This is a genomic window from Psychrobacter sp. CR212, assembly GCF_059693765.1.
In genome coordinates, this window is the sequence record NZ_JCATIF010000005.1 from 128,054 (window position 1) to 154,450 (window position 26,397).

At 43.9% G+C, this 26,397-nt stretch carries 19 protein-coding genes and 1 pseudogene; 17 read left to right on the forward strand and 3 right to left on the reverse strand.

What is annotated here, in order from left to right; translation table 11 throughout:
• The first annotated feature begins 78 nt into the window (after nucleotides 1-78).
• On the forward strand, nucleotides 79-834 hold the full coding sequence (locus AC58CZ_RS10440) for a zinc-dependent peptidase (RefSeq protein WP_494224687.1): 756 nt from the start codon (nucleotides 79-81) through the stop codon (nucleotides 832-834).
• 132 nt (nucleotides 835-966) lie between these two features.
• Here AC58CZ_RS10440 and AC58CZ_RS10445 read toward each other — a convergent pair whose 3' ends face one another.
• Nucleotides 967-1,635 carry a hypothetical protein gene (locus AC58CZ_RS10445; protein WP_494224688.1) on the reverse strand — a complete coding sequence of 223 codons (669 nt, stop codon included), beginning with the start codon at nucleotides 1,633-1,635 and terminating at the stop codon, nucleotides 967-969.
• A gap of 210 nt (nucleotides 1,636-1,845) precedes the next feature.
• On the opposite strand from AC58CZ_RS10445, the gene AC58CZ_RS10450 reads away from it, so the two are divergent.
• Together AC58CZ_RS10450 and AC58CZ_RS10455 are read left to right on the forward strand one after the other, a co-directional pair.
• Nucleotides 1,846-2,331 (forward strand): hypothetical protein, encoded by a 486-nt coding sequence (locus tag AC58CZ_RS10450; RefSeq protein WP_494224689.1) that lies wholly within the window; start codon nucleotides 1,846-1,848, stop codon nucleotides 2,329-2,331.
• Between the two features lie 585 nt (nucleotides 2,332-2,916).
• On the forward strand, nucleotides 2,917-3,882 hold the full coding sequence (locus AC58CZ_RS10455; protein WP_494224690.1) for an EamA family transporter: 966 nt from the start codon (nucleotides 2,917-2,919) through the stop codon (nucleotides 3,880-3,882).
• A 151-nt stretch (nucleotides 3,883-4,033) separates the two neighbouring features.
• Here AC58CZ_RS10455 and AC58CZ_RS10460 read toward each other — a convergent pair whose 3' ends face one another.
• Nucleotides 4,034-4,747, reverse strand: a complete 714-nt coding sequence (locus AC58CZ_RS10460) for a DarT1-associated NADAR antitoxin family protein (RefSeq protein WP_494224757.1) — start codon at nucleotides 4,745-4,747, stop codon at nucleotides 4,034-4,036.
• A gap of 706 nt (nucleotides 4,748-5,453) precedes the next feature.
• Between AC58CZ_RS10460 and AC58CZ_RS10465 the strand changes: the two genes are divergently transcribed.
• Nucleotides 5,454-6,728, forward strand: a complete 1,275-nt coding sequence (locus tag AC58CZ_RS10465) for an integrase arm-type DNA-binding domain-containing protein (protein WP_494224691.1) — start codon at nucleotides 5,454-5,456, stop codon at nucleotides 6,726-6,728.
• Between the two features lie 233 nt (nucleotides 6,729-6,961).
• Nucleotides 6,962-9,748 carry a phosphoenolpyruvate carboxylase gene (gene ppc / locus AC58CZ_RS10470; protein ID WP_494224692.1) on the forward strand — a complete coding sequence of 929 codons (2,787 nt, stop codon included), beginning with the start codon at nucleotides 6,962-6,964 and terminating at the stop codon, nucleotides 9,746-9,748.
• A gap of 185 nt (nucleotides 9,749-9,933) precedes the next feature.
• Here ppc and AC58CZ_RS10475 read toward each other — a convergent pair whose 3' ends face one another.
• A complete protein-coding gene (locus AC58CZ_RS10475) occupies nucleotides 9,934-10,896 on the reverse strand; it encodes a hypothetical protein (protein WP_494224693.1) in 963 nt (320 codons plus the stop codon).
• Nucleotides 10,897-11,143: 247 nt separating this feature from the next.
• Between AC58CZ_RS10475 and AC58CZ_RS10480 the strand changes: the two genes are divergently transcribed.
• From AC58CZ_RS10480 to AC58CZ_RS10535, 12 genes and pseudogenes are all read left to right on the forward strand, one after another.
• Complete coding sequence (locus tag AC58CZ_RS10480) at nucleotides 11,144-12,157, forward strand: LysR family transcriptional regulator (RefSeq protein ID WP_071001559.1); 1,014 nt, start codon at nucleotides 11,144-11,146, stop codon at nucleotides 12,155-12,157.
• A 316-nt stretch (nucleotides 12,158-12,473) separates the two neighbouring features.
• Nucleotides 12,474-13,760, forward strand: coding sequence for an NRAMP family divalent metal transporter (locus AC58CZ_RS10485; RefSeq protein WP_093070913.1), 1,287 nt, complete (start codon nucleotides 12,474-12,476; stop codon nucleotides 13,758-13,760).
• Nucleotides 13,761-14,119: 359 nt separating this feature from the next.
• The gene (gene prpB, locus AC58CZ_RS10490) at nucleotides 14,120-15,013 is read left to right on the forward strand and encodes a methylisocitrate lyase (protein WP_075107124.1); all 894 of its coding nucleotides are present in this window, start codon (nucleotides 14,120-14,122) and stop codon (nucleotides 15,011-15,013) included.
• 61 nt (nucleotides 15,014-15,074) lie between these two features.
• The gene (gene prpC / locus AC58CZ_RS10495; RefSeq protein WP_494224694.1) at nucleotides 15,075-16,202 is read left to right on the forward strand and encodes a bifunctional 2-methylcitrate synthase/citrate synthase; all 1,128 of its coding nucleotides are present in this window, start codon (nucleotides 15,075-15,077) and stop codon (nucleotides 16,200-16,202) included.
• 297 nt (nucleotides 16,203-16,499) lie between these two features.
• Complete coding sequence (acnD, locus tag AC58CZ_RS10500; protein ID WP_494224758.1) at nucleotides 16,500-19,133, forward strand: Fe/S-dependent 2-methylisocitrate dehydratase AcnD; 2,634 nt, start codon at nucleotides 16,500-16,502, stop codon at nucleotides 19,131-19,133.
• A gap of 213 nt (nucleotides 19,134-19,346) precedes the next feature.
• Nucleotides 19,347-19,607 (forward strand): annotated as a pseudogene (locus AC58CZ_RS10505) (type II toxin-antitoxin system Phd/YefM family antitoxin); the annotation flags it as partial.
• Between the two features lie 101 nt (nucleotides 19,608-19,708).
• Entirely contained in the window at nucleotides 19,709-19,969 is a 261-nt protein-coding gene (locus AC58CZ_RS10510; RefSeq protein ID WP_037025847.1) for a Txe/YoeB family addiction module toxin, read from the forward strand.
• 80 nt (nucleotides 19,970-20,049) lie between these two features.
• Nucleotides 20,050-21,303 carry a 2-methylaconitate cis-trans isomerase PrpF gene (gene prpF, locus AC58CZ_RS10515; protein ID WP_494224695.1) on the forward strand — a complete coding sequence of 418 codons (1,254 nt, stop codon included), beginning with the start codon at nucleotides 20,050-20,052 and terminating at the stop codon, nucleotides 21,301-21,303.
• Nucleotides 21,304-21,357: 54 nt separating this feature from the next.
• Nucleotides 21,358-22,122 (forward strand): hypothetical protein, encoded by a 765-nt coding sequence (locus AC58CZ_RS10520; RefSeq protein ID WP_494224696.1) that lies wholly within the window; start codon nucleotides 21,358-21,360, stop codon nucleotides 22,120-22,122.
• Nucleotides 22,122-23,975: an ATP-binding cassette domain-containing protein gene (locus AC58CZ_RS10525; protein ID WP_494224697.1), complete on the forward strand. Its 1,854-nt coding sequence runs from the start codon at nucleotides 22,122-22,124 to the stop codon at nucleotides 23,973-23,975. Before AC58CZ_RS10520 ends, AC58CZ_RS10525 begins: the two co-directional genes overlap by 1 nt.
• 71 nt (nucleotides 23,976-24,046) lie before the next feature.
• Nucleotides 24,047-24,673 (forward strand): GNAT family N-acetyltransferase, encoded by a 627-nt coding sequence (locus AC58CZ_RS10530; RefSeq protein WP_494224759.1) that lies wholly within the window; start codon nucleotides 24,047-24,049, stop codon nucleotides 24,671-24,673.
• Nucleotides 24,674-24,825: 152 nt separating this feature from the next.
• Nucleotides 24,826-26,367 carry a bifunctional 2-methylcitrate dehydratase/aconitate hydratase gene (locus AC58CZ_RS10535; protein WP_494224698.1) on the forward strand — a complete coding sequence of 514 codons (1,542 nt, stop codon included), beginning with the start codon at nucleotides 24,826-24,828 and terminating at the stop codon, nucleotides 26,365-26,367.
• Nucleotides 26,368-26,397: the final 30 nt, after the last annotated feature.

Genomic DNA, 26,397 nt, shown 5'->3' on the forward strand with positions numbered 1-26,397 from the left:
CATGGCGTGCTACTGGTTATCGCTATAATATACGTAGAACGGCTGGCCTATATACTAAGAAGAATAGGGATAAAGTGTATGTTTGACATCATAAAAGACTGGCGTGAGCAGCGTATATTGGACAACAGCGAGTTCACGCATGAAGACTGGACGCGAGCAGCTGAGCGTATCATGATATTGGATAGGTTGATTGAAGACGAGCTAAGCCGCTTGTTTGATTTGGCGACTTTGTTTTTGGATGATAAGTCGATTGTGGGCGCACAAGGTTTTGAGATTACTGATGCGGTCAGACAATCCATTGCACTACAGGCGTGCTTGCCTATCTTAAACCTCAGCCTTGAGTGGTATCGCGGTTGGTCATCTATTATTATTTATCAAGGTTCGTACAAAAGCGAGAGTATAACGGTAGATGAATTTGGTATCGTCCATGAGGGCAGTCAGCACCGTAGTGGGGAAGCATGGCAGCGAGGTCCTGTCGTTCTCTCATGGAAGGATGCCAAGCACTCAGGTGAGCGTGATGGACACAATGTGGTCATTCATGAATTTGTGCATAAGCTTGATATGATGAATGGCCGCGCTAATGGCTTTCCACCGATGCAGCCTGACATGGATCCTGCACGTTGGACACAAATCATGTCGCGAGATTTCGAAGACTTTCAAACGCATCGTAAGTCAGGTTTAGATCGTTATGGTGCGACCAATCCTGCCGAGTTTTTTGCGGTATTGAGCGAAGTATTCTTTGAGACGCCGCAAAAGCTGGTGGATGCTTATCCCGATATTTACGATATTATGGTGAAGTTTTTTAAGCAAAGTCCACTTCAGCCAAAAGCATAATTTTAAATTTATATATCAAAAATTGAATATAATTCAATATGATAAAGAGACAAAAAGGGCAGTGCTTCATATGTGATGCACTGCCCTTGTTTAATATAATTTATCTGACCATCCAGATGCTTACGCTGTTATTTAAACCGTCCACTGATCGTTAACGACAGCGACGAGATAACGCTTACCCTGATACTCATCAAACACCAAGCGCAACACCCGCCAGTCTAAACCGCTGTATTCATCACTACCTTTATAGTAAAACTCAACGACATCAGAGTTTTGATATATTTTATTTAGGTTATTGATGCTATTGCCACTTTTTTGAAACTCATTGACGCTAAGGGTAGCGTCATTAAAGGTTTTGGCCTTTACCCAAGTGTCTAGGTACTCTGGTAGCGGTATGATTAATGGCTCACCAGAGCCGTCACGTTCACCCCAAGTAAAGCGGATTTTGGACTGCTGCAAATACTGTGCATATTGCGCGCGATTAAAGACTTTATCAGACTCAGGGCGCACGTAGGCATACATCGAAAAACGGACGCCACGTGTGGGATGAATATCATCAGTAATTCTAGCAAAATCCTTATTGGCGAGCGCCCGCTGTATACGCAACGCTTGCTGCTTTAGGGTTTGTTGACTGATATCAGTACTTATAGCCGTTGCTGAGGTGCTGGTAGGTTGAGAAACAATGGCTTCACTGGACTCAGAAGCGGACTGGCAACCAGTCGCGGTCAAAGTAAGCAATAAAAAGCCACTAGAAGCCAATGCCGCAGATTCATCCTTAAAAAAGGTAGGTAGTATTATCATAAAAGCATCCTTACCACAGTTATTAGTGAAATAAACGTCACGATAAGCCACTAAAAGTTGTCGTCACAATAGATAAAAGAGCATAAAAGCGCTATGTAATCGGAATTTTGATGAGTGAACCTGAATGATACGATAATACAGCAGAGTCGTTATATGGCTATGATGTAATAGACCGTAACACTTATAAGATAAAAGCTCGTAGAGAACGACATGCCAACATACAAATCGCTGATATTACTATCAACCATAGCACTGACAACTGTCGGTACTGCTACAGCAGATGTGACAAAAGCATCTCAGAAACAAGCTGCTGCGACTGATATGAAAATCACGACCATTACAAAAATGTACCAACAAGATATCGATGACCAAGGTATGAGTAATCCTATAGTGCTACAGCAATATGCCAATGCTGACTTACAAGCAGCCATGCAGCTAGAACAAGATTACTTTGATAAAAATCAAATGTCCTGCAATGTTGATTATGATGTGCTGTGGGATTCTCAAGACCCTGATTATACTCAAGACAAGAAGTTTTCGACGACTGATAAAGGATTGGTTCAAGTCAGCTTGGCGCAAGGTAGCAATATTTATTATGATTTGACATGCAATGATAAAGATTGCCAAATCGCAGATGTTAGCTTAAATGAAGATGGTGGAACTTTGAGTAAGCATTTACTTGAAACTTGTCGTTAGTAGAAAACTGAATTGATATTAAAAATGTCAGCGCCAAGCTATTTTAAATTTAAAAATACGCAGTTAAATATAGAAACGATATGACGATATTGATGTTTACTCTTATACTGAAACCGCTGGTATGTTTTCGCATAATGTATATTATGTTAAATAAAGTCTATATGCTTTGGATATGAATGCGCGCTTATTAATATCGATGTCTGATTTGGAACTGCTTTTTTAATAAACACTTATGCATTTCATGTTATCCATGTATAAGATTAATAGAAAATACTGCAATCGGTATGCTCTCAACGCATTACTTTGTGATAGATTGTCTTTCTATTATGACAAACAACAAAACGACCTGATGTCATGGAGTTATCCAATGCGACATATCAAAAGACTACCTGCCATAGATGGTCAGCTTGGTTGTTTTGAGTCTGTACCTTAATCATTCAGTGCCGAGCTGGATGCCGCCTGATCCATTTCGTAGTGTCGGTGCTCATATTCGCCTCTCTTTTGAAGAGTATATGGCAAAAGGTGAAGTATAGATTCTAACTATAACAAGAGTGTTAATAATAAAGATTAAACACGGACGATCACATGACCCCTATATACACTGCACTGGCTGTACTGGTTACCTTTATCTGGGGTGTGAATTTCACCTTTATTGCATGGGGATTAGAGAGCTTCCCGCCACTAATGCTCACTGCCCTGCGTTTTTTCTTTACCGCAGTGCCGTTGGTATTTTTTCTTAAACCGCCTACCTTTAACCGTACCTTACTCATCTATGCTATCGGTACCTTTGTCATGCAATATGCCTTTGTATTTACGGCCATGCATCTAGGTGCATCACCAGGATTGACGGCGCTTTTGCTACAAATGCAGATTTTTATCACGGTGTTGTTGGCGTACTTTATCTTGGGCGAAGCAGTCAGTCGCATGCAAATCATCGGTATGTTGGTCGGAGTATTAGGCCTTAGCGTGATTGCGCTAAATCTCGGCGGAGATATGCCTGTGGCTGGATTTGTCTGCATTTTGATTGCCGCAGTCGGTTGGAGCTTTGGTAACATTGCCTCCAAGCAAGCCTCAGCACAAGCGACCTTAAAAGCGGCACAACAAAAAACAGGTGTGGCTGCTATCGCACCTACCACTGGGAAAAATAAGACATCTGCTTTGTCTGCTCTTGCACTGGTAGCATGGGGCGGTCTCATTGCCTGCGTGATCTTAACTGTATCTTCTCTTATGTTTGAGACTGACGCATGGCAGCTGGCGACATTTACGGATGCATCGCTCAAATCTTGGCTATCACTTGGGTTTATCGTGTATATCTCAACCCTAGTGGGCTTCGGACTCTGGGCACATCTACTCAGTCAAAATACTGCCTCCAAGGTTATGCCATTTGCTCTATTAGTGCCGGTATTCGGTATGACAACGTCCGTAGTACTTACGGGCGAAGTTGTAACGTGGTGGAAAATGCTGGCAATGATATTGATATTGTCGGGGTTATTATTAGCAAATGTGAAATTTGGGATAAGGAAAAAACCTGCTCATAAGTACGGAGTCTAATAGTTCACTCTTAGATAAATGGATAAACGATGGTTAAAGACTCATTGCCTATACAATGAGTCTGGCTATTAAGTAATATGACGTGAAGGCAAATAAGATAATAGAGACGATCAATAGCCTATGGTTTCTCATGTTTATCGTTACGCATTTATTAAATCCAACCTTCTTCCAAAAGATGCTCAGTATTACTGATTTTAAACTCACTACATAAGTCATAAAAGGTCATTGGATCTTCAACATTATCGAGCATCTCACGTTTATTGAGCGCCACAAATAACGCCAGTGCATAAGCTGCACTATGGATGGATTTTTTGGGATTGAAGGTAATATCGGTAAAGGCTTGATATTGCATCACTTCCTCATGTAGCTGAGGATTTTGCTTTAAGGCGTTCACATATAGCCAATCATAAAATACAGTCAATGGCTCCGTGCCCCACTCCATACCAAAATAATTGTAACCAGTGAGCTCTCCTGATGTCATCAATCGCTCATCTTTTCTGGCTTGTCTGGGTGATATGGTCAGCAAGTCTTCATAAGGGCCACCATCTTCAAACACCATGCTGGCTTGAAAGGCGTTTTCGACACTATACTGCTTGCCATCATGCTCATTAGTGATTTGTAGGCTAAATGGGCTCAGTGGAAAACTCAGCTTATTGCCAGATTTACTGGATAACTCCAAAACATGGTTAAAGCCATACTTTTTACGAATGACCTGATGCATATCATTGATAGATTTTTTCTTTTGTCTGGTCGCAAACCCCACATGCCGTTCAAATCTGACCATGTCTGTTTTTACTAGGTTGTCACTGTTGACTCTAGGCATAAAGACAGGTCTGTGCTCTACAGCGTCTTGGCTTTTTGCCATAGAGTTGCTTCTTTGTTCCATAACGATATGCCTTATATCAATAGTCTTTTATAAGTTTTCTTTCACAGTTGATCTGGTCGCCAAATGGTAGCTGGCCACTCATTTTGACAGATACTGAACGCCATCAACGCTCGCGAGGCAGTTTATCTTATTATGCATCATTTATCTGCCCTATTTTAAATTTGCCAATAGACTTGCTGAGTTTTGTTTTTATAAATACTTAGAAAATTGGCTTTTAGTCGTTTTACATACCTGCACTGATATTAGACCTTAAAACAGTACCTTCCAGATTTGCATAGAACAGTACTATGACTATGACCCTGATTTTTATATTCTGTGCGCGTACGCGACCGTGGTTTTTATAATAAATCTGCTCTATCGCTTACCAAATGGACGATTCGCCTTATAAATATCTCTAATTATGTGCCGAAATGATGAGCAAAAAACGATACTTAACCCAATAAGCGCACGGTCTACTCCTTATTTCCTCAATATGCTACAATTATCCCCAAGTGAGCCTTGGTGATAAATCAACATTGCATGCCTTTAGAATAAAGGACTTATTTTGTGTATTAATAAATATCAGTGTCCATCGCGGTGTCCAAGTATTATGTAGATAATTGCCCCACTAAACAAAGCAGTTATCACTGATTATATTTTTATCGTGTCTCTCTCATTTTTTATTATAGTAATTACGGATATAGGTATGGCTGTCGACAACATAAATGATATCAACAAACTTGAATGTCGAGATAAGGATTACTCGGTCAGTGTCTCAGGTATCGCGGGTCTAAGTCTACGTGTCTATCCAAACGGTAAAAAAGAATACTACCTGCGCTACTCTCATCCACATGTCGATGGTAAGCGGCCCAGAATGATGCTCGGCAAGGTTGAGGACATCAGTCTATATGAGGTCAAGTACAAAGCAGAGACCATACTTAATACGGTCGCAAACGGCTCTGACCCCAAAGCCATACAGCAAAAAGAGCAAGTGAATAAGTATGCTCACTTAAAGAACGCCACGTTCGCTGACATTGCCCAAGCATGGCGAGATCACAAAACATCCAGTCGTCAGCAAAGCAAATCAAAAAAACCTGCGTTTAGTGAGTCGACACTCAAATTTTGGGATTTGTGCTTGGGATACATGTGCCGTGATATTGGTGATCTGAGAATGAATGATATCACCAGTGAGATGATATTAAGTGTGTGTGAAGCAATCCAACATAACGACAATCAAGCGACCTTCGTTGGCGCCAGTACGCGGCTTTATACGGAAAAAGTATTTTCATTCGCTGTCGCACGAGGATTATGCGATAAAAATGTAGCGATTGACACCCGTGGCGAGTTGGCACCTGCCAATTCAGGCAATCACTTGCCAGCTATTACCAAGCCCGATCAGTTTGCGACGCTTTTACATGATATGTCCAATTTTAAAGGGGCAAGCAAGCTCACATTAGAAGCCATGAATTTATTGCCTTATGTGTTTGTACGTAGTATTGATTTGCGCTCTATGCGCTGGCAGGATATCGACTGGGATAATAATACATGGGCATTCTCCCCGACCAAAGGCGAAGGTCGCGACGACATGGTATCGCACTTAGTCGTGCCATTAGCGACGCAAGTGATTGCGCGATTACGAAACATTCAATCTATCACAGGACATAAAGAGTATGTCTTTGCCTCAATGCGCGGTTCAAGCAATGCTTATATCAGCAAAGCCACACTGGTACAGATATTTCACCGGCTTGGATACAAAGACGTGCAATGCGCGCATGGCTTTCGGGCCTCGGCCAAAACCTTGCTTATGGAACAGCCAGAGTTACGCTACTCAGACATCGTTACAGAATTACAGCTGGGTCACAGGATAAAAGACACGCACGGCGGAGCTTACAACAGACTTGATGAAATCGATACTAGGGTACAGATGATGCAAGATTGGGCGGATTATATAGATAAGCTGCGAGATTACGCTAAGACGTAAGCCAAGTGAACTCGCGCTAAGAATCGTTTGAAAAATAGACGGGGCGTTAAATACACTATAATATGACGAACATCAATTGATAAAAAATTGCTTTGAGCGTCAGACATAACTACCCATTCATGTTAAATTGTAAAAAACGGTAAGGATGTCTGTAGAGATAAAAAATCTATGATAGCCCTAATATTATACTCGTTAACACTGTACTCACTCATTTAATAAGAAGGTTGTTAAGGATGACTTTAGATAATAACGTACTACGTAAACGCACCAGCTTATTGGGTTCATTGCTAGGCGATGCCATTTCTCGCCAATCTGGAGAGCAGACAATAAAGACCATTGAGACCCTGCGTAAAGGTTTCATTCAACAGCGTCGTGAGCCAAATGAGGCACATAAACAGCAGCTTATCGACTTTATTGCGTCTTTGGACAATCAAACTTTAAAGGACGTCATACGCGGCTTTTCTATCTATTTTTTTCTGGCCAATCTCAGCGAAGAAAACTACTTGCGTGAGCAGCGTCATAAGCTGCGTATGCAATCGGAGCAAAGCTGGGAGGGGTCATTTCGCCGTACCTTACTTGAATGTCGTGAGCGCAATATCGAGCCGGCTCAAATGCAGGAGCTTATTGATCAGCTCAAATTTACGCCCGTATTTACAGCGCATCCTACCGAAGCGCGTCGCCGTACCACAATGAATATCTTACAAAGTCTATTCACGCACAGCGACGCTTTAAACAATGTGTCTGAAAACAGTTTCGCCTACGAGCAAGCCAAAGAGCAAACCGCGCAAACGATTGATCTATTATGGTCGTCAGATGAAGTGCGCACGCGCAAGCCGCTGGTCTATGACGAGATTAACAACGGCCTGCATTACTTTAATGCCAGTTTGTTCAGCGCCATTCCCAAAGTATATCGCAATATCAAAAAAGCCATTGTCGATATCTATCCAGAGCTGACCGACTATCCACTGCCTGCCTTTATGAGCTTCGGTTCATGGATTGGCGGTGATAGAGATGGCAATCCTTTTGTGACGTTTGAGACCACAGAACTTGCCGTCTTAATGCATGCGGATACCGTACTGCGTCACTATCAAGTGCTACTCAAAAAACTGCGCCGCCAACTGATTCATAGTGACACTATTGTCACCGTGTCTCCCGACGTATATGCCAAGATCAAAAGTTATGATGAGCTCGATCAGCGTGTATTTGACTATAATCTAGATGACTATGGCAACGAGCCGTATCGTCGATTGCTTTCTTTAATACTCACTAAGGTCAATGCCACCAATCGCCGCATTCAAAGCAAAGGTACTGACATCGAGGCTGAAAAAGATGCCTATGCCAATCCAGAAGATCTATTAGAAGACCTACGCATTATCCGCCAAAGTGTCACTACTCACGACAAGGCGCATGCAGATGGATTATTGCTTGATGTGATTCGCCTGGTAAAAACATGCGGCTTTCATTTGGCAGCGCTCGATATCCGCCAAGAGTCGTCATACCATGGCGAAGTGATTGCAGATATCTTTGCGAGTGCCTCCAACCTGCCTGATTATCAAACGCTAAGCGAAACCGAACGTCAAGAGTGGCTCACACGCTTGTTAGAAAAACCGGGTACGCCGCTCATCTATACCGATAACTTAACAGACAAAACACGTGAGCAATTGTCATTGATGAATTCGGTCGCCACCTTACGCAAACTGGTGGGACAGGCGACTTTTGGTAGCTATGTTATCTCAATGACCAATAATGCCAGCCAGCTACTAGAAGTGTTGCTGTTAATGCGATTTGCAGGCTTATGTACGATTGATGCTGACGGTCAATTGTCTGCTGACCTACCTGTCGCACCGTTGTTCGAAACCATCGAAGATCTTAAAAACATCGATAAAATCTTGCCTGCTGTGCTAGACAATCCACTATATCTCGGATTGCTACAGAATACAGATAATACGCAAGAGATCATGCTAGGTTATTCGGACTCATCAAAAGATGGCGGTATCATCACCTCGGCTTGGCAGCTGTATAGTGCGCAGCAAACCATTAATAGTATTGCTGAGCAATATGGTATAAAAACACGATTATTCCACGGACGCGGCGGTTCGGTGAGTCGCGGCGGCGGATCAACGCACAAAGCCATTGCGGCGCAGCCGGCTGGCACGTTACATGGTCAGATTAAAGTGACCGAACAAGGCGAAGTGCTTTATGCCAAATATGCCAATACGGATACTGCCGTGTTTGAGCTGACCATGGCAATCACGGGTACACTCAAAGCCTGCTCGACAAGATTTGTCGTGCAACCGACTGAGTTGCCAGAGTATGAAGCCTTGTTTGCACGGTTAGCAGATGCTGGCGAGCAGCGTTATCGAGAGCTGACCGATCATACGGAAGGGTTTTATAAATTCTACTCACAAGTGACCCCAGTACAAGAAATCTCTTTACTGAACATTGGCTCACGTCCTGCCCATCGCAAAAAAGGCTTGCCAAGTAAAACCACATTGCGAGCGATTCCTTGGGTATTTGGCTGGTCGTTAGCACGCTTTACCCTACCTGCTTGGTATGGCGTTGGTAGTGCTCTGCACAGTGTCAGAGACAACGAGATTTTGATGAAAGAGATGAATGCGCGCTGGCCATTTTTTAGTGTCTTTATCAGTAATATTGAGATGGCTTTTACCAAATCTGAGATGAATATTGCACAAGCATATAGCCAGTTGTGTGATGACGAGGCGCTACGCGAACAGATCATGAGTGAGGTGCTCGATGAGCATGAGCTGACTTCTTCCGGTCTGAATTCTTTGCTAGATCAAGAAACGCTTTTATCTGGTCAGCGAAACCTTGCGGCATCTCTGCAGTGGCGAGACGCTTATCTAGACCCGATTAACTATATACAGATTGAGCTGTTGAAGCGTGCTAGACAACAAAATGAAGATACGACAGATAACCATAAATATGGCGATCTCAATGTAGAAGACCCATTAATCCGTAGTATTAACGCACTGGCAGCGGGTTTACGTAATACGGGGTAAGAGACGATACGACTGACCAACCAACGAGAATATTCTGATAGATTGCTACTGTCATAGTTATTTTCAGTGTGCTTGCCAGCATGATGGTGATAAAAAAATGTACCGTCGCCCATTATTTTTCTGTGGCACGGTACAAGGTACTATATGCCTCTGCTGTAATTAAAATGCGCCTGAACCTAACTGTTCTAATCGTTAGTCTCACGATACAACGTGGTTTGTGACTCTTGCCTAAAATCTTCATAGGTAATGGCAGCCTCACTCTGTGGAGCTGGAGGGGGTTCTATAGGCTCAACTTCAGCTGCGGGCACGTTTTGTTCGCTATTGTCTGCATTAATCGATTGTGCTGACACTAACGGCTCCTCGACCGTATTGGCGTCATTAGGTAATGGATCGTCATCGCTATTCACTACAGGTTCGGCGCCGACCACTGGCGTGCTAGTGGTCGGCGCAGGCGCTGTCCCATTTAAGCCACTATCATTGCTAACAGTAGTATCAGAAATAGAAATCGATAAAAATCCTGTAAAAATAAGGGTAAATACGACAATAGCAATGAGTAGTGAACCAAAAATCATACCAATAATGAGAGGTTTTTTACTACTGACCACTGTCTTTTGTGGTTTTATAGCATCCCTATGATCTGGTTCCAATGGGTTGGATTTAGTAACTAAAGGGTCATCGATCGTTGTGTTAGATAAAGGCGTCGCTTGATCGAGAACGACAGAAGATGGCTTTTTTTCTTCATTATTCTTACTTAAATCACTATTTAAGTTATGGTCAACACCAGCATAATTATCCATTCGTGTATCTGACACCTTGTTTTGTGTCGATGCATTTTGACCTGGAAAATCAAAAGTAGCGTTTGTTGTGCCGATGTCGGCAAACTCTAATCTTGGCTCTTTATCGTTATTTTCATCTTCGAATAGTTGCAACTCTTCTACGCTTAAAGGCTCAAAAGCAGGTAACTTACTGGCCGTTTTTAAGGATGTTGAATCATCATGATCATTTTGGGTATCATTTTCAGCGCTTTGGACTCGACTGATAAAACGTTCGTAAATATTGTTTTTGACACGCTTACGCGATTTTTTATGAACGAGTTGAGACAACTCTTCGTCAAAATCAGTACCGATGTCTTTTTTTTCGTCGTTCATAAAATAAAACCAAGCCAGTTTATGCTACTGACAGTAAATGACTGATAAAATGAAGTTGTGATTTTTATTGCTCAAATGTAACAGCATCACTAGTCCCCCAATATAGTTGCTCACACCCCTATCTTCAAGCACAATTTATTTTAGGTCGCTAATATTTGCACAGCTCGTCTTAAGTTAAGTAATGAGGTAGAAGCTTATTAAAAACGGCTTGTATAGAGACAACATATACCATAACAGGCTTAATAACATGGATTTAAAACAGCTCAATGCATTTATTGCTGTCGCGAATTTGCGCAGCTTTAGTGCAGCCGCAGAAAAGACAGGATTGTCACAGCCAAGTTTGAGCCGCCTGCTGAAACAGCTTGAGACCGATATGGATGTCGTGCTTATCGATCGTTACCACAGGCCATTACATCTGACTGAAGCGGGCGAATTTTTTTACGATAAGATAAGCACCATACTGACAGAAATCGAGACCGTCACGAGTATGACCCAGCGTTTATCAGCGCCAAGTAGTGCGCTAAACATCGGCTTTGTGCCGTCAGTATTATATGGGTTACTCCCTGAAATCATCGCCATGCTCAAGCAGTCCAATTCTGATATAGAGGTCAACCTCAAAGATATCAGCTCTTATCAGCAAATGGAGGCACTCAAATCTGGTGAGATTGATATCGGTTTTGGGCGTTTTGCCCATCAAGATCCATGGATTCAACAAATATTACTGCGTCATGAGCGCTACGTGGTGGCCTTACCAAAGTCGCATCCTCTTGCCCATGTAAAGGAGCAGCGTTTGATAGATTTGGCAAATAATCGCTTGATTTTATACCATCAAACGCATTTGCCGATTGCTACTACACTACCAACATCAGAGTCCATCAAAGCAAAGCAGGAAGCTAATACAAAAACCAGACGTGTCATCAATGAAAAATCTGCACTTAGCGAGCCGATTACGGAGCCGTTGTTACATTTGTTTGCACAATACGGTATCTCACCCTTTGTGACTACCACGGTGAGTGACTTGCAAGTAGCTCTAGGCTTAGTCGCCGCGGGCGAAGGTATCACGCTTGTACCTGCCAGCTTAACCACAGTACGTACAGAACAAATCAGCTATCAGCGTTTGGTACACGAAAACGTCACCTCTCCTATTTATTTGCATACTCTCAAAGATTTTGTGCATCCAAGTATCTCTGAGTTATTGAATGCTATCTATCAGGTCTATGAAGAACGAGGCATCACCTACCGGCGACAAAAATTTGTGTAACGTCCTTAAATGACCAGATATTGCGTGGATATTGTGTTATAAAGAAACGCCAAAAATAATCTGACCTAATACTTGATATTATCAGATTAATATGCTAACCAAAAAGAATGGCAATGCAAACAAATAGTAATAACTATCACTGTTAATAAATAGAATAATCATTCTCCTGAATCGTATTGGTGTGCTAAAGTCGATACAAGATTAATCGTTTTATAAAAAAACACGTATAAACACGTATAAAGCGGTTGTCTAGTGATCACTGGCAAACTGACACAGGTAAGTGATGTTTTGCCGTTTTAACCATTTCGAGGTATTCATGTCCACACAACCACTCAACAACCCAAGTACCACTGACGATATCGTTACTGAGCAACAAGAAGGCTTTAGTTGGCGTATCTTTGGCCCCGGTATTTTGATGGCGACCGCTGCAATCGGTGGCTCGCATCTGATTTCATCGACGCAGGCTGGTGCTATATATGGCTGGCAGTTGGCGATTATGATTGTTTTAGCCAACGTATTTAAATATCCGTTTTTTCGCTTTGCAACCGACTATGTTTACGATACGGGCGAGAGCTTGATTGCAGGCTACGCCAAGCGCTCAAAGGTGTATCTTTGGGTATATTTTATCCTCTCTATCTTATCAGCGGTCATCAGTACGGGTGCGGTCTCGCTGATTGCAGCGGTAATTTTGGGCTTTATGCTACCCGCCTCTCTTGAGTTATCGACGATGGTGCTGTCTATGATCATCGTGGCCGTCTCTTGGTTCTTTTTGATAGCCGGTCATTATAAATTGCTCGATGGCGTGACTAAATGGATTATGATTGCTTTGACGGCAGCTACCGTTGCCGCAGTCATGATTGCCGCTGGCAAGCCCACGGTCATGGCAGCAGATTTTATTGCTGTGTCTCCTTGGAACCTAGCGACACTCGGTTTCATCGTCGCACTCATGGGCTGGATGCCAGCACCGCTTGAGTTTGCCGCGATTACTTCTATGTGGACCTCTGCCAAAGTCAAAGCCGATCACACCACGCACAAGCAAGGCTTGCTCGACTTCAACGTCGGTTATGCCGTTTCAGCGATTCTAGCCTTGTTTTTCTTGTCGCTTGGTGTGTTTGTCCAGTATGGTTCAGGACAAGAGATTGAGTTGGTCGGCGGCGCTTATATCAACCAGTTAATCAATATGTATACGGCAACTATCGGTGAATGGTCACGATTGCTGGTAGCGTTCGTCGCCTTCATGTGTATGTTTGGCACCACGATTACTTGTGCCGACGGCTACGGCCGTGCCAATGCTGAGTGCTGGCGTTTGCTAAAAGGCGAAAGCGAAATCAATAAAAAGCAAATCGCTTTTTGGACGACATACGCTATCGGTGGCGGGCTTGTGATTATTACGTTCTTCACAGGACAATTGGGCGCAATGCTTAAGTTTGCCATGATATCCGCGTTTGTCTCTGCGCCTATCTTTGGTTGGTTAAACTACTCATTGGTTAAGAAACATAAAAAACTGTCCGCAGGTATGAACGCTCTGTCTATCGCAGGCTTGATATTCTTGGCGGGATTTGCCTTATTGTTCTTAGCCAATTTGGCAGGTTTATTTGCTTAAACTTAGTCTTTTTTAAGCTCATGATAAATGAAGCCCTAATAGCTCAGCTGTTAGGGCTTTTTGGTAGGAACAGGACAATTTGTAGAGCAATATGCCTATCGTAATTGTAACTAAATGTAAATTGTAAAGTATCTTAATATTTGAATATTTGGGTAATATGAATACTTATCATAGCGAAGTATTGAAAAATACATAATGCTATTTGTTTTATGAATAATATTAAATTAACTACAATTAATTATTATAAATAATAAACAATAATCCATAAGCTAACCTTTGCAGACGTGGATAATTGGGTATAATCAGTGACAACAACAAGATTATTTTCTATCCATACAAGCTCATGAAAGGATACTCACATGACCTCACTCTCAGCAGGTGCACGCTTTCGCAGTGCGCTTAAACAAAAAAATGATAATAACCAGCCACTACAAATTGCAGGCGCGATCAATGCCTACACCGCGATGATGGCGACCCAAGTCGGTCACCAAGCGCTGTATCTCTCTGGTGGCGGTGTGGCAAACGCGTCATTTGGTTTGCCTGACTTGGGCATGACCAGCCTTGATAACGTGCTAGAAGACGCTCGCCGTATTACGGATGCAGTCGATACCCCGCTACTTGTCGATATTGATACCGGCTTTGGCGGTGCGTTTAATATTGCTCAAACCATCAGAAAAATGGAAAAGGCAGGCGTGGCAGCCGTCCATATCGAAGACCAAGTCGCGCAAAAGCGCTGTGGTCACCGTCCTAACAAAGAAATCGTTAGTATCTCAGAAATGGTTGATCGCCTAAAGGCGGCATTGGATGCGAAAACGGATTCTGATTTTGTGGTGATGGCTCGTACTGATGCGTTATCAGTCGAGGGCTTAGACGCTGCTGTTGAACGTGCCGTTGCCTTTGCCGAAGCAGGTGCAGACATGATCTTTGCAGAAGCGCTGACGGATATTGAGATGTATCGTAAATTTACCGATGTACTCGACATTCCCGTCCTCGCCAATATGACCGAGTTTGGTCAGACCGATCTGTATACCACTGACCAGCTGTACGGTGTGGGCGTCGATATGGTGCTGTACCCACTATCCGCTTTCCGCGCCATGAATAAGGCTGCATTGAACGTCTATCAGCATCTATTAGATGACGGTACGCAAGAAAAAGTCGTCGATACCATGCAGACGCGCATGGAGCTGTACGATTTCTTAAACTATCACGAGTTTGAGCAAACCTTAGACAAGCTGTTTGCGGACAATAAATAATCATAATAAGCAGTATTTTCACTTAACAATATAAAAAGCTACCCACAAAAGGAATGTAAACATGGCAGCACAGAAAGAACTTTCAGGCGCAGGACTTCGCGGACAAGTCGCTGGCAAAACCGCACTCTCTACCGTTGGCAAATCGGGCTCTGGTCTGACCTATCGCGGCTATGATGTATCAGAGCTGGCGGATAAATGTATTTTTGAAGAAGTGGCGTACTTGCTGCTATACGGCAATTTACCTACGCAAAGCGAACTTGAGAATTATCAAGCTAAGCTCAAAAGCCTTCGCGGCCTACCACAAGCATTAAAAGACGTGCTTGAGCGTATCCCAAGCGATGCGCATCCAATGGATGTGCTACGTACTGGTTGCTCAATGCTGGGCAACCTTGAGACCGAAACGGACTTCGCTCAGCAAAACGATAAAACCGACCGTATGCTGGCAGCTTTCCCATCGATCATCAATTATTGGTATCGCTTTAGCCATGATAACGTGCGTATCGAGACTGAGACGGATGATGCGACCATCGGCGGTCATTTCTTGCATCTGCTCAAAGGCGAAAAGCCAAACGAGCTACACGAAAAAGTCATGAACGTGTCGCTTATCCTCTATGCAGAGCATGAGTTCAACGCATCAACCTTTACTGCGCGTGTCTGTGCGTCTACTTTATCTGATATCCATTCTTGTATCACTGGCGCAATCGGTTCACTACGTGGCCCATTGCATGGCGGCGCGAATGAAGCGGCGATGGATATGATTGAGGGTTTTAGCTCAGCTGATGAAGCCGAGACAGAGATGATGGCAATGCTGGCACGTAAAGATAAAATCATGGGCTTTGGTCATGCCATCTATAGCGAGTCGGATCCACGTAACGTCGTGATTAAAGGCTGGGCTGAGAAGCTAGCCGCTGACGTTGGTGACGAAGTGTTATATCCAGTATCAGTACGCTGTGAAGAAGTCATGTGGCGTGAGAAAAAGCTATTCTGTAATGCTGACTTTTTCCATGCATCAGCCTATCACTTTATGGGTATCCCAACCAAGCTATTCACACCTATCTTTGTCTGTTCACGCTTGACTGGCTGGGCCGCTCACGTGTTTGAGCAACGTGCCAATAACCGTATCATTCGCCCAAGTGCCGAATATACGGGTGAAGAGCTGCGTCCAGTACCAGATATGAGTACGCGTTAAGTTGATTTCTTTTAAGTAGCTATTGTTACGTACTTATTATCAGCTAGCGGCAGTGCTAGCTGATACAGGTATGTCGATTGAGCCTAGCTTTGATATTTTTAGGTTTGATCGTCATACGCTATTTTTTTTATAGATCATGCCATCTTAACTTTCAATATCGATTCTTTAGCAAAGCCTGCAATAACGAACGATGATTTTGCTAAAGGAATGAATTTTTATCTAATATCGACGTTTAACTACTTATTATAATTAGCCAACAGCCAAAGGTGACTTATGGACAACGCCCTCGTACAACCCATGAACGATGAATTCAAAAAACCACTTCCTGATACTGACCTTTACTACTTTGACACTCGCGAAGCGGTCGAGAGTATCGAAGCGGGTGCTTATGACAAGCTACCATTTTGCTCAAAAGTATTGTGTGAAAACTTAGTACGCCGTTGCCCACCAGAGGATTTAACGGCAGCGCTAAAGCAGCATATCGAAGGCAAGCAAGATCTTGATTTTCCTTGGTACCCTGCCCGCGTGGTCTGTCACGATATCTTGGGTCAGACGGCTTTTGTTGATTTGGCAGGCTTGCGTGATGCTATCGCTGAGCAAGGCGGTGATCCGTCCAAAGTAAACCCTATCGTGCCCACTCAGCTTATTGTTGACCATTCATTGGCCGTTGAGCACGCAGGCTTTGAAGAAGACGCGTTTGAGAAGAACCGTGCGATTGAAGAGCGCCGTAACGATGACCGCTTTCACTTCATCAACTGGTGCCAGTATGCCTTTGACAATGTCAACGTCGTACCACCGGGTAACGGCATCATGCATCAGATTAACCTAGAGAAAATGTCACCTGTTGTACAAGTCGTACACAATAAAGCGGGTGAAGAAGTCGCGTTTGCCGATACGTTGGTCGGTACGGATAGTCACACGCCGATGGTCGATGCCCTAGGTGTGATCTCAATCGGTGTGGGCGGTCTAGAAGCCGAAAGCGTGATGCTGGGTAACCCGTCATATATGCGCCTGCCTGATTACGTTGGTGTTAAATTAACAGGCAAACTGCAAAAAGGCATTACTGGTACGGATCTCGTACTGGCGATGACGGAATTTTTACGTGATGCAGGCGTGGTCTCTACCTATATTGAATTCTTTGGTGACGGTGCACGCCAGCTAAGTGTCGGTGACCGCGCCTCTATCTCAAACATGACCCCTGAATATGGCGCCACTGCTGCGATGTTCTATATCGATGAGCAAACCATTGACTATCTACGTCTGACGGGTCGTTCTGAGGAACAGATTAAACTGGTTGAGCAGTATGCTAAGCAAACGGGTCTATGGGCTGACGGCATGGAAAAAGCCGAATACGCACGCGTCCTTGAGTTTGATTTGTCATCAGTCGGTCGTAACATGGCAGGCCCGTCGCGTCCCCATGCGCGTGTATCTACTGATGATTTGGTGGCCAAAGGCATCGCCCACGCGCCTGATCAAAAACTCCCTGAACCAAAAGATGGTCTCATGCCAGATGGCGCAGTGATTATCGCGGCGATTACCAGCTGTACCAATACCTCAAACCCTCGCAACATGGTTGCCGCAGGTCTTGTCGCCCGTAACGCGAATGCCAAGGGACTATTGCGTAAACCGTGGGTTAAGTCATCCTTAGCACCCGGCTCAAAAACGGTCAAAATGTATTTAGAAGAAGCAGGTCTAATGCCAGAGCTACAGGAAATCGGTTTTGATGTAGTAGGCTTTGCCTGTACGACATGTAACGGCATGAGCGGTGCACTTGACCCTGACATCGAGCAAGAAATCATCGACAATGATTTGTTCACTACGGCAGTGCTATCTGGTAACCGTAACTTTGACGGTCGTATCCATCCGTATGCCAAGCAAGCATTTTTAGCATCGCCGCCACTGGTTATCGCTTATGCCATCGCTGGTAACATCCGTTTTGATATTGAAAAAGACTCGTTGGGTAAAGACCAAGACGGCAATGATGTCTATCTAAAAGACATCTGGTTTGATGACGAAGAAGTGGATGCCATTGTTGCTTCTGCTGTTAAGCCTGAGCAGTTTAATGCCGTATATATCCCAATGTTTGATGAAGCCAAAAAAGATACGGGCAAAGCGTTAAGCCCATTGTACGACTGGCGTGAAATGACCACATATATTCGTCGTCCGCCGTATTGGGAAGGTCAAATGGCAGCGATGAACAAACTAAAAGGTATGCGTCCGCTTGCCGTATTAGGTGATAACATCACAACCGATCATATGTCGCCATCAAATGCTATTCTTGGTACGTCCGCAGCTGGCGAGTATTTGGACACTATGGGCTTGCCTGCTGAGGACTATAACTCATACGCGACCCATCGCGGCGACCATTTAACCGCGCAACGTGCGACCTTTGCCAACCCTAAACTATTGAACGAAATGGTACGCGATGAAGATGGCGAAGTTGTCCAAGGCTCACTGGCGCGCGTCGAACCAGAAGGTCAAGTCATGCGCATGTGGGAAGCGATTGAGACCTATATGAACCGTGAGCAGCCGCTTATCATCATCGCAGGTGATGGCTATGGTCAAGGCTCAAGCCGTGACTGGGCTGCCAAAGGCGTGCGTCTCGCTGGCGTAGAAGCAGTCGTCGCTGAAGACTTTGAGCGTATTCATCGTCAAAACTTAGTGGGCATGGGCGCGCTACCTTTACAGTTCGAAGAAGGTACGACTCGTCATACGCTAAATATCGATGGTACGGAAACCTTTGATGTCACAGGTGAAGTCTCGGCCGGCGGGTTGATGACTCTAGTAATCCATCGTACCGATGGTAGTACCACTGAGACGCCTATTATCTGCCGCTTAGATACGGCTGATGAAGTAAAAATGTACAACGCTGGCGGTATGCTACAACGCTTTGCTAAAGAGTTTATCGAAGGTACGCTGGATATTGCGTAAGCGTTAAGGCATAGCGTATAAGTAATAAATAAGCCGATGTTGTATAACCTTATATGACGTCGGCTTTTATTTGCTTTTGCGTTCTATACACTGAGTTTTGTTAATTACTCCTAAGTACTAGATAGTAGCTAAATATTGAGTTTGCTTAACCAATGGCGTAATATGTACTATATATTGTACAAGTCATGAAGCGTATTATGAAAGGAGTAAACCATGAGAGTCGTTAGTTTTTCAGAAGCCAGAAAGCATCTAAAGTCTGTCCTAGATACGGTAAACGATGATGCCAATGCCACTATCGTAACCCGCCGTGACGCTGATGATGCCGTTGTGATGTCACTTGATTACTACAATAGCCTGATGGAAACCGTCTATCTGCTAAAATCCCCTGCCAATGCGGCGCACTTAGCGGACTCTATTGCCCAATATAAAGCTGGCAAGACCGTGACGCGTGAGTTAATTGATACGGCAGAAAATAGTGATAAAAGTGACGGTCGCAGCGATAACAATGAGCACACGGATAGCGATATTGAGAGTGCTTGAACTCAAAGGCTTTAATCAATCCAAAGGGTCTAATAATGAGTGAGCAATTAGCATGGACAGACGCTGCGTGGAAAGACTACCTGTACTGGCAAACGCAAGACAAAAAAACACTTAAGCGTATTAATAAACTCATCACCGAATGTAAGCGTAATCCGTTTGAAGGGATTGGTAAACCTGAACCTTTAAAAGAAAACCTATCTGGATTTTGGTCAAGACGCATCGATGACGCCAATCGATTGGTATATGCTGTCGATGACAACTATCTAACGATTATCTCTTGTCGCTATCATTATTAATGAGCGTTCTTAGTCGTTCGTGTTTACTTGCTGATGACGCCATACCCAATCTTATAACAATATAAAAAGGACTCAATACAGTGACCCAAACCAACTCTCAATCAAAAGCTTCTTTCGCCCCGCAAATCCCCATCCCTGCCACCTATATGCGTGGCGGTACCTCAAAAGGGACGTTTTTTAAATTATCAGATTTACCTGAGCGTTGCCAAGTTGCTGGCGAGTCACGTGATAAGTTTCTGCTACGGGTCATCGGTAGCCCTGATCCTTATGGTAAGCAAATTGACGGTCTCGGCAATGGCAGCTCTAGTACCTCAAAGACCGTTATCTTATCGGCCTCAGACAGATCCAATCACGATGTGAATTATCTGTTTGGTCAGGTCAATATCGCCAAGCCTATGATTGATTGGGCGGGTAACTGTGGTAACTTAACTGCAGCCGTCGGTGCCTGTGCCATTAATATGGATCTAGTTGATGCCGACAAAATTGCTAATAGTATCGATGACAATGCTGAAAGCGGGATTTGTGAAGTGCGTATCTGGCAAGAAAATATTGGTAAAACCATTATTGCGCACGTGCCAGTCTATAAAGATACAAACGACAAAGTACAGGTTCAAGAGACGGGCGATTTTGAATTAGATGGTGTGACCTTCCCAGCGGCTGAAGTCAAAATTGAATTCATCGATCCGGTTGATGCCACAAGCGACATGTTCCCGACGGGCAATTTGGTCGATGATTTCGATGTATCAGGCTGCGGTCTAAATGCTGATAGCATCAAAGCCACCTTCATTAGTGCAGGTATCCCAACCATCTTTATAAACGCAGAAGATTTGGGCTTTACGGGTACTGAGCTACAAGGCGACATTAATAGTGATAGTGAGCTACTTACCAAGCTTGAAAAAATCCGTGCCACAGGCGGCGTGGCGATGGGATTATTTAAAGATGTGAGCGAGGCGCAAACCAGCCAACACATTCCTAAAATCGCATGGGTTGGTAACGCACAGAGCTATACCGCCTCTAGTGGTAAATCGGTCGATGCAGGCGAGATTGATCTAGTCGTACGTGCCATGAGTATGGGGCAATTGCATCACGCCATGATGGGGACAGCAGCAGTCGCCATTGCCTCTGCCGCGACCACGCAAGGCACGCTTGTTAACAAAGCTGCTGGTGGTGGCGAGCTGACAGAGGTACGTTTTGGTCATCCATCAGGGACATTGCTCGTCGGTGGTAAGACAGAACAGGTCGATGGGCGCTGGCAAGCCAAAAAAGTGTCGATGAGTCGTTCAGCAAGGCGTATCATGGTTGGTGAAGTTTTTGTGCCTGCGGATGCGTTTTAAAAAGACATATAACCTATGGATAAAATATTCAATCTATTTAAAGGATAGCTCAAAATGGTATTCAGTGAAGTTGTTGAGCGCATGAATTTGTTTACTCTTTCAGCGGTTAGAACATCTGATTTGGCAATATCTGCAAGAAAAATGATGAATTGGGATAAGGAGGCATGGTCTATAGCTCCTTTTTTGAGTACTGCAGCAAACAGACCAAACTTGGATGAAGATTTATTACCACTTGTACATGCTCTTTCAAATGAATTGAGAGTTACCATTTCATTAATATTCAAAGAACCTGAGCCTTCTGATATTTCTAAAAATGGTGGCGCTTCCTTTGGTCATGAAAATGAGTTTATTCCAGTTGAGCATATAATTGGAACTCAAATTATATTATATAACTACTGTTTGCTTGAGGCATATGAGTTCGACTTATACAGAAAAATATTACATGAGAAGCGAGAAAATTTTTTTGATGAAAAATTTTCACTTAAAGATATTGCTACTAGGGGTGTTGATATACTGGTTGAAGGAATTCTAGAACGTGAGCAAAACAGATATGAGCGAATGGGAGTAAGGAAAAGAATTAATCTCTGGAAGAATTTGGGTATAGAACCTATTCCTGAACAATGGATTGTGGCATATGAAGAAATTTCTAATAGAAGAAATACTCTTACACACGAGGCACACCCTGATGATGTTACCTTAGTTGAAGCAATTATAATTTTTCATCGAACAAGATTAATTGCGAGACAATTAGCTAATCACTTTAACGATGACAGTATAAGTCTTTGTCAAAGTCCTTTAGATGATTACCCTGAAATCTAATGCCGACATCTCCCCAACCACGCCGTGTGCAATTAGACAAAAAACCGCCAGTCGAGAAGAAAGAACGGCGGGCACTACTGTGGGATATCCTCAAAAAACTGGCGGTATTTGCTAAGCCTTATCGCTTGCTTATCATCGCCACCTTAGCGCTGACTGCTCTAGGCTCCTTTACCGCGCAAGTTAATGCCTTTGTACTACGTTATGCCGTTGATACCTTGACCGAAATCGCTACCCTCGCTGAGCCTTGGGAAGCTGGCGTGCGCATGCTGACCATTATCAGTGCGGTACTCTTAACCAAAGAGATATTATCGATATTCATCTCTTTTGGGCAACGCTTCTTCGGCGAAAAGATTCGTATCAATCTATCACGTGATTTATCGCAAAAAATCATTGAGCGCATCTTGACCTATCGGATGGCATTTTATACCAGTAGCGAAAACGACAGCGGCAAGTTGCAAACCCGTATTGATTATGGCGTCAGCAGCTTAACCAGTTTAGTGCAAAACTTCTTTATCGATATGCTACCGCTGTTTGCCAATGCGATCGTGGCGCTTATCATTATGTTTTCGACCAATTTTTGGATAGGCTTGGTCGGTCTTATTATCATTCCCATTTACTTTTTTATCAGTCAAAAACAAGCCAAGCGCCTACAAGGTTTTCGTCGGCAGATGCGTGGCTATAGAGAAGCCAAAAGTGGTTTGGTAATATCTTTGATCAATTCGATCAGCGTGGTGAAATCCTTTGTCCGTGAGTCGATAGAAGCAGAAAAGCACTTAGCCATTCAAAAGGAAATGACCGATAATCAGCTGCGTATTCGCAGTATTGGTTTTGTTTATGATGCTATCAAAACCTTTATCGAGCAGATTGGTGTGGTGGTTATTATCTTGCTCACCGCTTATTTTGTCCTACAAGGTGAGATGACCATTGGTATGATTTTGTTTCATGTCATGCTGTTTCAAAATGTCGCCGCCCCTATCCGTCAATTACACCGCATCTATGACCAGATAAATAATGCATTGACCTATGCCGAAGGTTTTTTTGATATTTTAGAAGATGACAGCCAAGTCGAGAGCATCGCTGGTATCAGTAGCGACAACTTAAAAGGTCATATCGAGCTTAAACATGTCGATTTTACTTATCCCAATGGTACGCAAGCGCTCAAAGACGTCAGCTTCACTATTAAGCCCAACCGTATCACGGCGCTGGTTGGCCTCTCTGGCGCTGGCAAGAGCACGATTATCAATCTATTGGTCAAGTTCTATGCGCCAGACGCAGGCTCGATATGCCTAGACGGGCATGATTTGGCTGACTGTGATACTCATGAGCTGCGTCAAAACATTGGTCTGGTGCTACAGAGCAATCATATTTTTTCGGGTACGATTAGTGAAAATATCCGCTATGGCAATATGAATGCTAGCATTGATGACATTATTGTAGCGGCAAAAAAAGCTTCGATACATGAGCAAATTGTCGCCTTGACAGACGGTTACGAGAGTACGGCCAAATCGCTATCGGGCGGTCAGCAGCAGCGTATTGCGCTAGCACGGATGTTTTTAAAAGATCCACCGATTGTGTTTTTGGACGAGCCGACCGCCAGCCTCGATGCTATCGCCAGCCAACAGGTCAAAAAAAGCCTCGATCTGATCAAAAAAGATCGTACCGTTATTATGGTTTCGCACAATATTGCTCAGATTATCGACGCCGATGATCTGGTAGTCATAGAGAATGGCGAAGTGGTTGAGACAGGTACCCATGAGGTACTTTATGCCCAACGCGGCAAATACTTTGAGATATTTAGTGCCATGTCTGATAGCTTAAATTTAGACAAAATCAGCCAGACCCTAAAGGGTTAGGAATGGTTAATGACTGCCTAAATCGTTATAATGCCCCTATTTTACCGCCTATTGCCAGAAGCTTGCCCATTATGAATTGTGAATTTTCTATCAAAACCTTTGATGAGCTGACCTCAGTTGACCTTTACCATATCCTAAAAGCACGCTCACAAGTGTTCGTCGTCGAACAAAACTGTGCTTATCAAGATATGGATGAGGTCGATTTTGATTGCTTACACTTGATTGCTCATCAAAACGCAGCGTTAGTGGGCTATTGCCGCATTGTTCCGCCTGAATTCAATAAACTAAAATCCAATCTATCGGTCGCCGACCCTACGATCAAGACCAATCACACTGCCATGCCTGCCATCGGTAGAGTGCTTGTGTTATCAGAGCACAGAGGTGACGGCCTAGCACGTCAAATAATGACTCAGGCTATTGCTCATTGCCGCAAAAAATACGGTAAAAAGCGTCCGATTATTATCTCGGCGCAAGTATATTTGCTTAGTTTTTATGAGTCTTTGGGTTTTGTACCTGAAGGTGAGCATTATCTTGAAGATAATATTGAGCACGTGAAGATGGTGCTATACGTTGCTAAGAAAAACAAAGTAAGAAAAGAAAGTGTGGATACTGCGTCAACCACGACCAAAGTTTTAAGCTTCCTGCTGTTTATTATAGCAGCGCTGTTTATTTTAGGTCTGCTCTATTTGATGATTTAAACGGCCTACAAAGCTTTACTTCTTAACACAATTCAGTCTGGTTGTTCCATATTGAGTATGCTACTTTTGAATGATAACCGCTTTAAAAGGATGACTGCGAGCATGGGTCAACAAAGCGAAAAGTTAGCACACTCAAGGAAGAGGAAACAACCATGTCAAATACCCATTCAGATACAGCCCATTCAAATACGAATGAGGCAACGGTAGAGAGCAATATCCGTCCAGAATATGACGATGAAATCCAAAAAATCGCCGATTATGTGCTCAATTATTCCATAGATAACGAGTCACCAAATCCCACTGATGCATGGCGTACTGCACGCCACTGTCTCATGGATACCATCGGCTGCGGACTACTGGCACTGCGCTTCCCTGAGTGTACCAAGCACTTGGGGCCTGATTGCCCTGATCAAATAACGCTGCATGGCGCTCGCGTCCCTGGCACCTCCTATAGACTAGATCCCATCAAAGCCGCTTTTGACATCGGCTGTATGGTGCGCTGGCTTGACTATAATGATACGTGGCTCGCTGCTGAGTGGGGTCATCCGTCTGATAACTTGGGCGGCATCTTGGCGGTCACCGACTATATCAGTCAAAAAAACATCAGCCAAGGGCAAGCACCTCTGACCATGAGGGCCGTGCTTGAGGCCATGATCATGGCGCATGAAATTCAAGGGGTGATGGCACTCGAAAACTCATTCAACCGCGTGGGTCTTGATCATGTGTTTTTGGTCAAATTAGCCTCAACTGCGGTCGTCGCCAAACTATATCAGCTGCCACGCGAGCGCATCATGGCCGCCATCTCACAAGCCATTGTCGATGGTCAGGCACTGCGCACCTATCGTCATGCACCCAACGCGGGCAGCCGAAAATCATGGGCGGCAGGTGATGCAACCAGCCGCGCGGTTCGGCTGGTAGATATCACTGCACGTGGTGAAATGGGTATCCCTGGCGCACTAACCGCACCGCAATGGGGGTTTTATGATGTGCTGTTTAGCCATACCAATAAGGATCTTGCGACCAAACCCGAAGACGAGCGTCGATTTACCTTTCAGCGTGACTTTGGCAGTTATGTGATGGAGAATATCTTATTTAAAATCAGCTTTCCCGCTGAGTTTCATGCGCAGACTGCTTGTGAAGCGGCGGTTATTTTGCATCCACATGTGAGAGGTCAAATTGATGAGATCGAAAAAATTGTCCTAACCACGCATGATTCAGCAATTCGCATCATCTCAAAGGAAGGTGCGCTTGCTAACCCAGCTGATCGGGATCACTGCTTACAATATATGGTGGCTGTGCCACTATTGACAGGCGATTTGATGGCGGAGAACTACGAGGATGACTATCATGAAGAGCATTTATCAATCGATGAGCTACGCGAAAAAATGGTGGTAGAAGAAGACGCACAGTATTCAAAAGATTACCATGACCCCAGTAAGCGCTCTATTGCCAATGCCATTCAAATATTCTTCAAAGATGGCAGTAGCACAGAAAAAGTCGCCATCGAGTATCCTATCGGTCATAAACGCCGCCGTGCCGAGGGCATTCCTATACTTGAGGCAAAGTTCCGAGCCAGCTTGGCCACCCGCTTTATCGACAGTCGGTGTCAGCAAATCATTGAGCTGTGTGACGATCAAGAAAAATTGGAGCAAACGCCAGTGAATGAGTTTATGGACTTATTTATGGCTTATTAGTGTTTTAACAGGATAGCCATCCTAAACCAC

Bases quoted from the DNA above. Each gene is read 5' to 3' on its own strand.
- AC58CZ_RS10520 (WP_494224696.1), top strand. From the start codon at position 21,358: ATGGTATTCAGTGAAGTTGTTGAGCGCATGAATTTGTTTACTCTTTCA.
- AC58CZ_RS10450 (WP_494224689.1), top strand. From the start codon at position 1,846: ATGCCAACATACAAATCGCTGATATTACTATCAACCATAGCACTGACA.
- ppc (WP_494224692.1), top strand. From the start codon at position 6,962: ATGACTTTAGATAATAACGTACTACGTAAACGCACCAGCTTATTGGGT.
- AC58CZ_RS10530 (WP_494224759.1), top strand. From the start codon at position 24,047: ATGAATTGTGAATTTTCTATCAAAACCTTTGATGAGCTGACCTCAGTT.
- prpB (WP_075107124.1), top strand. From the start codon at position 14,120: ATGACCTCACTCTCAGCAGGTGCACGCTTTCGCAGTGCGCTTAAACAA.
- AC58CZ_RS10460 (WP_494224757.1), bottom strand. From the start codon at position 4,747: ATGGCAAAAAGCCAAGACGCTGTAGAGCACAGACCTGTCTTTATGCCT.
- AC58CZ_RS10535 (WP_494224698.1), top strand. From the start codon at position 24,826: ATGTCAAATACCCATTCAGATACAGCCCATTCAAATACGAATGAGGCA.
- AC58CZ_RS10525 (WP_494224697.1), top strand. From the start codon at position 22,122: ATGCCGACATCTCCCCAACCACGCCGTGTGCAATTAGACAAAAAACCG.
- AC58CZ_RS10440 (WP_494224687.1), top strand. From the start codon at position 79: ATGTTTGACATCATAAAAGACTGGCGTGAGCAGCGTATATTGGACAAC.
- prpC (WP_494224694.1), top strand. From the start codon at position 15,075: ATGGCAGCACAGAAAGAACTTTCAGGCGCAGGACTTCGCGGACAAGTC.
- AC58CZ_RS10445 (WP_494224688.1), bottom strand. From the start codon at position 1,635: ATGATAATACTACCTACCTTTTTTAAGGATGAATCTGCGGCATTGGCT.
- AC58CZ_RS10510 (WP_037025847.1), top strand. From the start codon at position 19,709: ATGAGTGAGCAATTAGCATGGACAGACGCTGCGTGGAAAGACTACCTG.
- acnD (WP_494224758.1), top strand. From the start codon at position 16,500: ATGAACGATGAATTCAAAAAACCACTTCCTGATACTGACCTTTACTAC.
- AC58CZ_RS10475 (WP_494224693.1), bottom strand. From the start codon at position 10,896: ATGAACGACGAAAAAAAAGACATCGGTACTGATTTTGACGAAGAGTTG.
- AC58CZ_RS10480 (WP_071001559.1), top strand. From the start codon at position 11,144: ATGGATTTAAAACAGCTCAATGCATTTATTGCTGTCGCGAATTTGCGC.
- AC58CZ_RS10465 (WP_494224691.1), top strand. From the start codon at position 5,454: ATGGCTGTCGACAACATAAATGATATCAACAAACTTGAATGTCGAGAT.
- AC58CZ_RS10455 (WP_494224690.1), top strand. From the start codon at position 2,917: ATGACCCCTATATACACTGCACTGGCTGTACTGGTTACCTTTATCTGG.
- AC58CZ_RS10485 (WP_093070913.1), top strand. From the start codon at position 12,474: ATGTCCACACAACCACTCAACAACCCAAGTACCACTGACGATATCGTT.